Below are 12,926 nucleotides of genomic sequence, written 5' to 3' on the forward strand. Positions count from 1 at the left end.
AGGAAATGATGAGTTACTAATGAATATAAGCGACTGAATGTAATTAAGCATTCAGTCGCTTTTATGGCCTTCGGGAGCGCGTATTTTGAATAGGACGTTACTGCAGACAAAAAAGCACCTAAATTGGGTGCTCTTTTACGTTGATATTTATTCAAGTGACCCCAAAGCCTTCGCGAGGTCATTTTGTTCACTGACAAAATGATCATATTCAGGTGTATTCAGGTAGTTATTAATACTGATGATGGCGTGCGCATCAGGCACTATTGCCTGAACGCGCTCCAAATAATCATGACGCACAAAGATGGTCGCGTTGGTGGTATTTTTTAAGCGGTTGATTGGCTCCGACGTGAGGGCAAACTCATTGTGCCCGGCACGGCGCAATTTGTCGTGCAGAATTCTAGCGCCCATTGATGGTGATCCCATGCCAGCATCTCCGGTCACAATCACATGATTGCTCGTTGATACTGCTTGAGCGTCGACTTGCTGGTGACGGTACTTGGGTGCGATCCAAGCCAACCAAGCCGCAGTAATTGAAAATGAGACTAAGGTTGAGGACAAAATACCGGCAATGACACCAATGTAATTATGCCAGCCACTTGGTGTGAGCATCAGAATAGTAATAATGGATCCAGGTGACGGGTCGGCACGCAGGCCAACGTGCATCATACTAAAGGTGAAAGTGCCTGTGACACCGCCACAGATAACTGATACTAATAGCTGGGGGTGTTTTAGGACATATGGAAAGTAGACTTCGTGAATGCCACCCAGTGCGTGAATAATAAGCGCATTGCCAGCATATTTTCTAGCACGGTGATTGCCAAACAGTGCAAATGCCAAAAGCAACCCGATTCCAGGTCCAGGATTGGTTTCTAGCAGGAACAAAATGGAGTGGCCAGAAGCAATGGCTTGATTAGTCCCCAGCGGGTTTAAAATGCCGTGGTTGATCGCATTGTTTAGGAAGAACACTTTGGCTGGTTCGATGACGACATTCATCAGTGCTAGTAAGTGGTTCACAAATAACCAGTGGGTTGCAGTCTCCAGTACCTGACTGAACCAGTCGATGATGGGGGCCAATACAAAATAGGCGCCAAGGCTGGTGACCATGCCAAGAAAGGCTGCCGTCAGGTTATTGACTAGTAGTTCAAATCCCTGGCTAACATGCTTACGCAATGACGTATCGGTGATTCGCATCAGCCAACCGACTACTGGGCCAATAATCATGGCACCGAGTAATGCCGAGTCTTTCATCCCACAAATTAGACCAAGTGTCGCAATTGCCGCGACCAGGCTGCCACGTTGACCGCCCTTGATCCGTCCACCAGTGGATGCTAGCAAGATTGGTAGTATATATTTTCCCATCATCGTGACAAGTTGATTGATTTGCGGATTGGGGAACCAGCCAGAGTTACTAAAAATTGCCGAAAGTAACCCCCAAGCGATGAACGCTCCAATGTTGGGCATCACCATGTCGGTTAGGATGGTGCCGATTGCCCTGATTTGTCGGTTGATTATTTTTAAGTATTTCATGCCCCGCCCCTCTTTGCGACGATATTTACTCGAGTTCAGTTAGGCGAGGGCGGCCAAAATAGTAACCTTGAACGATATCGGCCGGATAGTTGGTCGCCACTTTCAGGTCACTTTGCGCTTCAAACCCCTCAATTGCTAAAAATGTATTATTAATCCGCGCTTGTTCCCACCAAAATTGCAGTTGGGGACTCACACTTGTGATGAAGTCTCGCTTGCCCCGAAAATTCTGAAGCGCAAACTTATATTCTTGGACCACATCTGACATCTGTTCAGCTAAGGTAATATCATTGGCACCGGTGCCCACATCATCGAGACAGACCCATAATCGTTGTTGCTGCAAGGCACTAGCGGCTGAACGAAGCTGCCCGATGTTGATGCCGTATTTGTGTTCAGTTAGTTCCACAATGATCTGAGTATCAGGGCAATCACGTTGTGCTGCACCAAGTTCTGTCGCATATTGGGAATCAATGAACTGGGGTTGATCGAGATTCAATGATACCAGTTGAATGCTGTCTGGCAGTGACTTTATAGTTGACACCAATAGGCTCGCAATGTCTTTTGGTGAAAATTTGCCGAAGTCTTTTGGGAACACCCATTGACCTTCTTTTAATTCACGCAAAAACAGTTCATACCCGATCAATTCGCGGGCTGAGTACTTTTCTTGACTCATAAAGCGCAACATGTGTTCACCCCCAAAACCTTTGGTGTAAGTCTATACTATGCATTATAGACCAATTCCCGGCTAGTCACACTATCAGTATAAGAATATTTACACTTTACCGTATATATTGGTTGAGCTAGTATCCAATCACGAATTCGATGCTTGAGGCTTAGCAAATAAACTTGTCACAAGAAAGTTGAACAAATAGTCTTACACCGATGAATCTCATTTTAGTGAATGGCCGATTAACAACATATTTAAATGAAATAGACAGTGAAAAGTGGGCTAAGTGCGGCTATTGCATTTGGTCTCCTTTTCCGGTATAGTCGTTTTTTTATGTGACGGTTCGTCATTCTTTTACACGATATAGGGAATCACTGGTTACGAACTGGAGAGTTCTGTTTGAGTTTTCTGGCTGCAGAGCTTGGCTGGCGACGTGGGGCTATGTCACATTGCCTAAACGTGTTCAGCAAGGCACGGGGCTAACGTGTAACGGGCTCTAACCAAAAAGTCAGACCCGGACTTTTCGGTCAGAGCCCGTTACACACCGCCCCTAAACCGCCTTGCTTCACACTCTGTTCGTCTTATACGAACAATTAGTTAAGCTTTCAAATTCACTAAAAAGAAGTAAGCAAAAACTAGTGCATTACCCAGCAACATGTGTTACAGTATCATAGTTGAATACGGGAATTAGTTTTATAATAAAACTAGTATATACGTATTTACTTTCAGACGTGTAACAACTACAATTAGATTGTAATCATTAAAAACTAAATATTTTGGAGGAGGTGGACTTCTTGGGGAAAAAGAAGTTTACAACAACGCTTGATAGCGAGCTTATTAAGCAGCTGAAGATTCGCGCGGTGGAGGAAAACACCAGTGTAGCTAGTCTTTTGGAGGGATTAGTTAAGCAGTATCTTCAAATCAAAACGTTGTAAAAATGCATCAAGCATAGGTAATGGGAGCAATATAGGCATTTAAAATGAATGGGGGTTCTACCATGGTCGGCAAGAACAATCGGAGTAAAGAAGTACAATCAAATTTGCAACAACACTACAAGGCATACAAATCAGGTAAGCGCTGGGTTTTCGCCAGCATCGCTAGCCTGTCTTTAGGTATGGCCTTGTTTTTTGGCGCCGGTGTGACATCATACGCAGATTCAACATCAACTAGCACAGCAGACACAACCGCGACTGCCACCAGCAGTGCCAACCAATCGTCACAGTCGTCTTCAGATACAACCAGTGAGTCAACAACGGCTGATAGTGATGCAGCATCGACCACTTCAACAACGACAACGGATGATGCCACAACAGCATCATCAAGCAATGACGCAACGTCGGCTACGTCTTCTAGTGATGCATCAACGCAATCAACTGACGCAGCAACTGCATCTTCAACCACTGCTGCAACTGCCCAAACGGAGGCTGCAACTGCATCAAGTGATGACAGCACTTCTACTGATCCGGCAAGTGACGCAACTACTACTAACGAAAATACAGACAACTCATCAACTCAAACCAATACAGCTTCAAACTCAAACAGCACCAGCAGTGACACGGCCAGCACGGACACCTCAACCGACGTCAAAACAACTGACCTAGGATCAACGGACAACGACACGCTTAACGCTGCCAAAACAGCCGCTGCAGCCGACTACGCAACAACTGGTCAAGCACAAAAGATCGTTGCCTCCTCCGCAGCGCAAACTGCTGAGATCGACGCAACCGTTGGAACGACCACAAAAACGTACGACAACGACGCGTCAACACCATTGAACTTCACGGTCACTCTGGCTAACGGGGTGAACGCGCCGAGTGAATGGTATGCCACTGACACGGCAAACGAATACTATGTTGCCTCAGATTCTGGCAACCTGGATATTGATACAACTGACCAAAACGTTGGCACGTACGCTGTGACCCTTTCAACAACCGGTCTGGCAAACTTGCAGGCGGTTAACATTGGCAAAACGATTACGACCGACAACATCGTTGCTGGTTCATTAGTCATCAGCAAGGTTGAAGCGGCCTCAAACTCAATCGTGATTGCCGGCGATAACAAGAATTACGACAATGATGCCTCAACTAATCCAACAAGCTACGTTGTCACACTGGGCAGCGATTTGGTTGCACCAGAAAGCTGGACAGCGAACACCGATGGCACTTACACAGTTGACCTTTCAACCAACGATATCGATGCTGATATCACCAGCCAGCAGCCAGGCAGTTACGAAATCACGTTATCTGCTCAAGGCATCGCTGATTTGGAAGCTGTTAACACGAACTACACGATTCCAACGACAGCAGTACGTTCCGGCTGGTTCAACATCGTTAAAAATGATCAGGCGGTTGTTGGCTCCATCAGTATGAATAAGGGTACCAGCTTACCATCAGGTCTGTACGTTACCATCAACAATGCAAGCAGCTACCAAGTTCCAACCGACTGGACTGCTAGCTATACTAACGCAGCCCAATCCAGCATTGTGTACACTGTGCCGATGAGTTATTTTGATACATCAGCTGTGAACACTAGCACCGATGGCCAGTACACGATTAAATTGAGCGATGCAACGATTAGCTCATTGAACGCTTCGAATGCTAGCCTGCAATTGACCGCTAACAATGTGTCAGATGGTACGGTTACGGTTCATGATGCAACATCGACCTCTACTGAGTTTACGCCAGCCAATATGTATACGACAATTTCTAATACCTCAGCTGTATATTCAAGTGGGTCGTTGTTGAATCTTAACCTCAGAATTTTGAACAATAATACGGTTGCTAACCTGGATAACCTAACTGAATATTTGGTTGTTCCAGCAGGTTTCGTTATTGGTGAAACTGATAGCACTGGTAATGCAGTGGTCGCATCTGATCCAGCAAGTACGATTACTTCCGAAATCACGCAATCACTTACAGATTACAATGTTGCATACACGGGCTTGTCTGTTACCCAAGAAACGTCATACAAAGATCGTCAAGTCTTCAAGATTTCATTTGACAGTGTCACAACGTTCAACGGAAGTGTCACGCTAGATAACTTGTTCCCTGTTACCATCGTGACAGATCCTAACTCAACTGTAACGAGTGGGTACATTGGTCCGAACACTTCAGCACCTGACAGTGGGGCACTTTACATTACCGATAACTTTGCAGATACTCAAGGTGACTATGCCGTTGATGGGTATGGTGCTTATGTAAATGTTCCTGAAATTGCCAATGCACTTGGAATAGACGACGCTTATATTTTAAATAGTACTTACACTAACTATATTTACCAATATGGCATCGTCCAAGCTCAAGTCCAAGACACCTACAACTTCGTAGGCCCAGACGGCGTTTCTCTCGGCAGCAAGACCATAATCGGCACACCGCAAACAACCTACAACACGCTGTCACTCGTCCCAACGACCATCGTCCAAAACGGCATCACTTATGAACTCAAAGACGGTGCAGTAGCCACTTACGCAACCTACCCAGCAATCACCACGACCGTTTCAGACGCGGCAACGGTTGCTACGGGGAACACGTACACGGTGCAATACCTGCAGGTTATGGACACCACGCAAGCTGCCGGTGCCATCACTGATCAAACGATGTCATGGACGGGCAGCACACCAACCAGCTACACGGTCACTTTGCCAACTGGTTTGACTGCGCCAACAGGTTGGACTGCTAACGGTGACGGTACCTACACTATCGCAACCACCAGCGGCGACCTGAACGTCTCTGCCGTTTCACCAAACGTCGGCAGCTATGACGTCAGCCTTTCCGCTACGGGTCTCGCTAAGCTGGCAGCCGCAAATCAGGACTACCTGTTTGACAGCAACGTTATCGCACCGGGGACTGTGACAGTAAAAGCGGGTCAATCTAACTATACGGTGACGATTACCGATACGGCTGGTAACAGTCTGCAACCAACGATCACTGAAAACTACACTTGGCCAGATGGCACCAGTGTTGATGGTGTCAACGTTGCGGTTAACGGCTATACTGCTGATGAGCTTCAGCAGGTCGTTGCAACGGCCAACACGAACTCACCCTACAACACTGAGGGCATCACCAAGATTACCTTCACAAATAATGGCGATGGGACGACAACCGCAACCTTCTTGAACACCGACAGCAGCAAGGATACAAGCTCAACTGTCTCTGCGCCAATTACAGCACTGATGGCAGAATTCGGTATCGGTGTCGGCAGCACGCCACAACTGACAGACCAGATGAAACAACAAATGGCTCAATTTACAAACATTGATGTCATCTACAATACTCAAGCTGCTTCAGCAACGGTTTCGTACGTTGACCAAGACGACAACAACGCGGTGATTAGCACTGATACAGCCGGCACATACGTTGGCGAAAACGGCAACTACATCATCACGATTCCGGCTGGTTACGCTCTTTCAGACGATCAAACCGCTACGATTCTTTCACAAGACGGCATCAATGCGGTTGCGTACAAAGTAACGGCTGATGACTCAGATGATCTGACCATTAACCTGGTGCACAAGTTGGACTACGGGACGGCAACGTCGACTCGGACAATCACTTATCAATTGGCCGATGGTGACGCCAGCAAGACGCCTGCTTCAACCACGCAGACGTTTAACTGGAACACGGTAACCGACGAAGCGACCCACGAAACTTACGCCACGATTTCAGGGAACACGACCTACGTTGTTTCACCTGAAGTTGCAGGTTACACAGCAAATCTGACAACGGTCGGTACTGTACCAACGCAAGCCTCGGTTGCTTTAACGGATATCGCAAAGGTTACCCCTGATGTGACCGTCACTTACACGGCAAATAAGCAAACAGCTGACCTGGTTTACGTTGATGATGATGCCAGTGATAACGCGGTTGTTAAGACTGATCAATTGACTGGTACAACGGATGCTACCACTACTTGGACTGCAACCATTCCAGCAGGCTACGAACTCGCATCCGACCAAGCTGCTTCCGGCAGTTACACCTTCGCAGCCAGCGACAACCCTGATGTGACGATTCACTTAGTCCACAGCCACACACTGACCCAGAATGCTGCTACAACGACGGATACCATTTCAACAACGGGCCTCGCAACTGGCGACACCACCACATCGTACACGGTGAACTGGGATTCAGACACAGACAATGTGACGAAGACCACCACGTACACCCCAACGAGTGACGAACCAGCAACCTACACCCCAGCAGCAGTTGCCGGCTACACGGTAACACCAGGCTCAATCGACCTCACAAAGACTGCCACGACTGACACGCCAACTGACAACACCTACACGGTTACCTACACCGCTGACGCTCAGGCCGTCATCGTTAACTTCGTTGATGACAAGGGTAACACCTTGGCAACAACCACGATCAACGGTCAAACGGATGCAGCTGTTGATTACAGCTCAGCCGTTTCACAGGAACAAGCCCTCATCAACATGGGCTACACGCCAAAGGCTGGCACAACGAACACGTTGACCAGCGCCGCAACGACGTTTGATAACGTGGCCGATCCGGCCGGCAGTGCCTCACAAGTTTACACGGTTACCCTCGTGAAAAACAGCAACGTGAAGGTGACTGCGACGATCGTGCCAGTTGACGACAACGGGAACACGATTCCAAACACCACCAGCACCACGGTTTCAAACTATCCTGGCACGAGTGTTGACGTGCCAACGGTTCAAGGCTACACCGCCACCGTTTCGACTGTGACGATTCCAGCCGAAAAGACGCCAACAATCAAAGTGACCTACACCGCCAATGCCCAACAGGTCGTTGTGAACTTTGTGGATGACAAGGGGAACGACCTTGCCTCAACCACAATTGATGGTGTCTCAAATGGCACGATCGATTACAGCAGTGCGGTTGCTCAGGAACAAGCGCTGCTTAACCAGGGCTACACGCCTCAAAGCGGCAGTCTGAACACACTGACCAACGCTGCCAAGACGTTTGATACCAACGATGGCGTGAACCAGACCTATACGGTAACGTTGGCTAAGGTTGCGCCCGTTAAGGTCACGACGACCATTTCAGTGGTTGACCAAAACGGCAATGCGATTCCAGGCGCCAGTGACGTAACAACCACCAGTTACCCTGGTGACGCCATTAGCGTTCCTGAAATTGCGGGTTACACGCCGGAAACGACCACAGTAGCTACGCCTGCAACGAAGAATGGCAAGATCACTGTGACGTACACGGCTAACGTCCAATCGTTTGACGTGACCTACGTGGACGACGTGACTGGCCAACAAGTTGGTGTCACTGAAACCGTTACTGGTGTGACGAACGAAGACGGCACCTACACCGTTACCGTTCCTGCCAATTATGTTCTGGCTAAGAACCAGGATGGTCAGATTGCCTACACCTTTACTGCTGATGGGGCTGCCAACCAGACGGTTCATTTGGCCCACAAGATCGTTGACGGCACAACTACCACAACGCGGACGATCAACTACGTATACGCCGATGGCACCCAAGCCGCAGCGCCCGTTACCCAGACAATGAACTGGAAGACGGTCAGCAATTTGGTTACCGGCACGTCATACGCCACCGCGCAAAACGGGTACGACGCTGTTGTAACCCCTGACCTAACTGGCTACACAGCTGACAAGGCCAGTGTTGCCCAGGAATTACTTGGCAATATTGCCACTGCTGACTTAGCTGACAGTACTGTCACGGTAGTCTACACTGCAAACCCAACTAACCCAGACAATGGCAATGGCGGGAACACGACTGACCCAACCAACCCAGATAATGGGAACGGCGGGAGCACAACTGACCCAACTAACCCAGACAATGGGAATGGCGGGAGCACGACTGATCCAACCAACCCAGATAATGGCAATGGTGGAACCACAACACCTGGTAACAACGGCAACGATGTCGCTACCAACCCCGGCGATGCAGTCGTTGTGCCAAATGATGGTGACAACGCTTCTGGCTCGAATCAGACAAGCAACGGTACTGGGACAACCGGCAACGATGTGCACACGACCACGAATCAGGTCGTAACAGGCACAGACAATCACCAAACTGGCCAGCCTACTGGTAACAATGGCCAATCAACCGGCTTGACGGATGTGGCAACAACCACTGGCAACGCGACTGCTTCGGCAACGAATAGCCAAGTTGGTGCTGCTGACGCCACTACTGGTTCAGCAGTTACCGGCAAGGATGCTGCTAAACAACAAGCAACTGGCAAGCTCCCACAAACCAACGAGTCACAGTCTGGCGCATGGGCAATTGCCGGGGCATCACTCCTTGGACTGCTTGGCCTTGTAGGTTTTGGTAAGAAACGTAAGGAAGACTAAGTAGTTTGACTTAAGAACGGTGAATAACCTGTTTTCGATGTTCATAAAATAAAAGAAGTGTCATCCGAAGGCCACTAAAATGTGGACTTTTGGATGGCACTTTTTTTGAAGGATAATTGACAGGTGCCATATTTCAGGATGAAATGGGGCTGTTCAATAAAATTTATACCCATCAATTTCGAGTGTTATGTTGTCTATACAACAATACTTAAATACCTTGCGTCATATCTTACATCTTGGCGAGTCATACGTATTTACTAAGACGTGGGAACCGTATACAATGACACTATACTTTCGAGTAAATCTATTTTGGAGGAGATGAACTTCGATGGGGAAAAAGAAGTTTACCACAACATTAGACAGTGATCTGATCAAGCAACTGAAGATCATTGCGGTGGAAGAAGATACCAGTGTCGCAAACTTATTGGAGAAGCTTGCCAAGGATTATCTGACCACAAAAGTATCATAATCATCACGTCATTGTTTTTTAGAGGAGATGAACTTCGATGGGGAAAAAGAAGTTTACCACGACGTTAGACAGTGATTTGATCAAACAACTGAAGATTCGTGCGGTGCAGGAGAACACCAGCGTAGCCAGCCTTTTGGAGAGGTTAGTGCAAGCGTATCTGAAGTCGAAATCATTGTAATTTGACTGTTCGATTATTGTCATAGGAGTACAAACGGGGGTATTTGACTATGGTTGGAAAAAATAATCATGTACAGGATTTAAGGGATAATTTAACAACCCATTACAAGGCGTACAAGGCTGGCAAGCACTGGGTGTTTGCGAGTCTTGCAAGCCTTACTTTGGGTGCAACCATTTTAGTAAGCGGTAACATTACGACTCATGCGGATACAACAAGTGCGGCTGATTCGGCCACGACAACCACAAATGACGGTAGTGACAGTGATTCAGCGGCGCTACAGTCGTCATCTAGTGCCACACTCAGTTCATCAACGGCTAGTTCAACGGCAACTGACGCGAACACAACCGGTGAAACGACCGCAGATTCGAGTAGTAGTGCGGCAACGGATGCTTCAACGATTACCGGTACAACCAGCGACAGTTCGACTACGGGTAGCACAGTAACTGATTCCAGCAGCAGTGCCACCGATTCGAACACCAGCTCTGCCAATAGCACGACGACCGAGACTGATTTAGGGGCCACCGATAGTGCAACCTTAGCCGCAACGAAACAAGCTGCGGCAGCGACCTTCAGCGCAACCGGTCAAGCACAGAAAATTACGGCCTCGTTAGCTGAAGCTGAGACAGCGGACGCAACAATCGGCTCCGTTACCAAAACATATGACGGCGCTGCGGTTGAGAACTTTGACGTGACGCTTGCTGATGGTTTAGTTGCGACAGATCCAGCAAGTACCGTGCAATCAGATATTGAAGCGACATTGACGCAGTATGGTGTGACAAGTACTGGACTTACTGTGACGCAGGAAGCAAACTATAACGATCGTCAGGTCTTTAAGATTCAGTTTGCCAGTGTTACGACGAACAATGGTACTGTTTCTACGCAGAGTTTCCCGATCGACATTACAGTTGATCCAAATACCACGGTGACATCCGGGGCCTTCAGTCAATATAAAACGCGTGACCAAAGTGTGCTGTACTTAACTGATGATCCCGCTCAAACTCAGGGTGACTATGTTGTAAATGATTTGGGTGTGTACACAACAGTACCCGAGGTTGCGAATGCTTTGGGACTCACGGATGCATTTGCCTATGATAGTTCAACCGGTGGGCAATATGTCATTGTAAAGTCTCAAGTTGAAGATGTTTACTACCTCCAAAATGAGAACGGCGCTATTATTGACACGGTAACCACGACTGGAAATCCAGGCGACACGTACCTTACATCGTCAGTTGTACCAACGACGGTTGTGAATAACGGCATCACGTATCAGTTGGTTACGGGTTCTGTGCCAGCAACGAATACGTACACCTTAGATACTTCTACTCTTTCCAGTGCCAGTTCAACCATCATTGGCGGCCTCTATTACGTTCAATACAACCAAGTGGTCAGCGCACCAGGTGCAATCACGGACCAAACCATGACTTGGACGGGCGAAACACCAGACAGCTATACGAAGACACTACCAGCTGGCATGGTCGCACCAACTTCTTGGACAGCAAATGGTGATGGCACCTACACATTGCCTGCAGATAGCGCAGATCTCGATACCAGTGCTGTTAAAGCGGATCCTGGCACCTACACGATCTCTCTGAGTGCCCAGGGACTGGCTGATTTGGCTGCTGCTAATACTGGTTACTTATTTGACAATCAAGTCGTGACTGCTGGGACGTTAACGATCACTGATGCTGAAGCAAAGTACACGGTCACGGTTCAAAATGATTCTGGTACTGTGCTGAGTACTACCAATCAGGATCTGACTTACCCGACTGGAACTGATGCTAATGGTGTTGACATCAGCGTGACTAACTACCCAGCAAGTGACTTGAAGACAATCACTGTCACCCAAAGCGACGGGACGGTTATCACGTACACGACGAATGGCGACAATTCAACCAAAGTAACGACAACCACAGCTGATGGCACGACTACCAGTCAAACACTGGCAGTTGGCATTACAGATGCTTCAATTTTGACGCCTTATGGGCTTGGGTTCGGGACTACGCCTTCGCTGGATGATACGGCTAAGATCGCCATGGCACCTTATTCAAGCATTGTTGTCACGTATGGCACGCTATCTAACCCAGGCAATGGCGGTGGCACCACTAACCCGTCAAATCCGGGCGATAACAATGGTAACGGAAATGGTGGTACGACGACACCAGGTGGCGATAACAATGGTAATGGCGGCACCACAACTCCAGGCGGCGGAAGTGATGTTACGACCACACCGGGGCAACCAGTTGTCGTTCCAGGTAACAATGGCAATGGTGGTAAGGGTAGTCAAACCAGTAATGGTAAGGGCGATAACCCAACCACGACGACACCTGGTTCAGGTGTTTCGTCAAATGGCGGTAGTGGAATTTCAACTACTACTGCACAAGCAACGGAGTCTGCAGCTATGAACGCCGAATCTGGCGCTAATAACACTCAAATGACTCAGAATGTTGCAGCAAACGCCGATAAGTTGCCACAAACAAATGAGCAACGGAGTGGTGCTTGGGCTGTAGCGGGCGTAACCTTGCTTGGATTGCTTGGCCTTGTAGGCTTAGGCAGAAAGAGACGTAAGCAAGATTAGTCGGTCAAATTTGTAATCAAGAAAGACACTCATCGTATGTAAGTGATGGGTGTTTTTTTTGCGTGCTGATTGCTGATCCTAAATGTTATTAAACTGTAATATAAGGGTTCTTTGTGATAAACACGACATAGCATACAATACGGTTAGACGTGTAATGGTTGTAAAATCAAGTCTGATATAACACGGTGGGTGGGATTGAACTTGTGTGAT

General features: G+C 47.9%; 7 protein-coding genes. 5 read left to right on the forward strand and 2 right to left on the reverse strand.

All coding sequences use genetic code 11. The features are described 5' to 3' along the window. Window positions 1–147 precede the first annotated feature (147 nt). Both AYR61_RS05815 and AYR61_RS05820 read right to left on the reverse strand, forming a co-directional pair. A complete protein-coding gene (locus AYR61_RS05815; RefSeq protein WP_065902116.1) occupies window positions 148–1,527 on the reverse strand; it encodes a PTS mannitol transporter subunit IICB in 1,380 nt (459 codons plus the stop codon). Between the two features lie 25 nt (window positions 1,528–1,552). Then, a complete protein-coding gene (locus tag AYR61_RS05820) occupies window positions 1,553–2,209 on the reverse strand; it encodes an EAL domain-containing protein (RefSeq protein ID WP_065902118.1) in 657 nt (218 codons plus the stop codon). Window positions 2,210–2,985: 776 nt separating this feature from the next. Here AYR61_RS05820 and AYR61_RS15335 point away from each other — a divergent pair. From AYR61_RS15335 to AYR61_RS05830, 5 genes are all read left to right on the forward strand, one after another. Then, entirely contained in the window at window positions 2,986–3,126 is a 141-nt protein-coding gene (locus tag AYR61_RS15335; RefSeq protein ID WP_169790381.1) for a hypothetical protein, read from the forward strand. A gap of 62 nt (window positions 3,127–3,188) precedes the next feature. Next, window positions 3,189–9,494, forward strand: coding sequence for an MBG domain-containing protein (locus AYR61_RS05825; protein WP_065902119.1), 6,306 nt, complete (start codon window positions 3,189–3,191; stop codon window positions 9,492–9,494). A gap of 328 nt (window positions 9,495–9,822) precedes the next feature. Beyond that, window positions 9,823–9,963: a hypothetical protein gene (locus AYR61_RS15340; protein ID WP_169790380.1), complete on the forward strand. Its 141-nt coding sequence runs from the start codon at window positions 9,823–9,825 to the stop codon at window positions 9,961–9,963. Between the two features lie 37 nt (window positions 9,964–10,000). Next, window positions 10,001–10,141: a hypothetical protein gene (locus tag AYR61_RS15345; RefSeq protein ID WP_169790379.1), complete on the forward strand. Its 141-nt coding sequence runs from the start codon at window positions 10,001–10,003 to the stop codon at window positions 10,139–10,141. A gap of 49 nt (window positions 10,142–10,190) precedes the next feature. Further along, window positions 10,191–12,716: an MBG domain-containing protein gene (locus AYR61_RS05830; RefSeq protein ID WP_065902121.1), complete on the forward strand. Its 2,526-nt coding sequence runs from the start codon at window positions 10,191–10,193 to the stop codon at window positions 12,714–12,716. The last annotated feature ends 210 nt before the right edge of the window (window positions 12,717–12,926 follow it).

It is taken from the genome of Secundilactobacillus paracollinoides, assembly GCF_001702155.1.
GTDB lineage: Bacteria > Bacillota > Bacilli > Lactobacillales > Lactobacillaceae > Secundilactobacillus > Secundilactobacillus paracollinoides.

What these genes read in the sequence shown, in the direction of transcription:
- AYR61_RS05815 (WP_065902116.1), bottom strand. Translation starts at nt 1,527, where the DNA reads ATGAAATACTTAAAAATAATCAACCGACAAATCAGGGCAATCGGCACC.
- AYR61_RS05820 (WP_065902118.1), bottom strand. Translation starts at nt 2,209, where the DNA reads ATGTTGCGCTTTATGAGTCAAGAAAAGTACTCAGCCCGCGAATTGATC.
- AYR61_RS05825 (WP_065902119.1), top strand. Translation starts at nt 3,189, where the DNA reads ATGGTCGGCAAGAACAATCGGAGTAAAGAAGTACAATCAAATTTGCAA.
- AYR61_RS15340 (WP_169790380.1), top strand. Translation starts at nt 9,823, where the DNA reads ATGGGGAAAAAGAAGTTTACCACAACATTAGACAGTGATCTGATCAAG.
- AYR61_RS15345 (WP_169790379.1), top strand. Translation starts at nt 10,001, where the DNA reads ATGGGGAAAAAGAAGTTTACCACGACGTTAGACAGTGATTTGATCAAA.
- AYR61_RS05830 (WP_065902121.1), top strand. Translation starts at nt 10,191, where the DNA reads ATGGTTGGAAAAAATAATCATGTACAGGATTTAAGGGATAATTTAACA.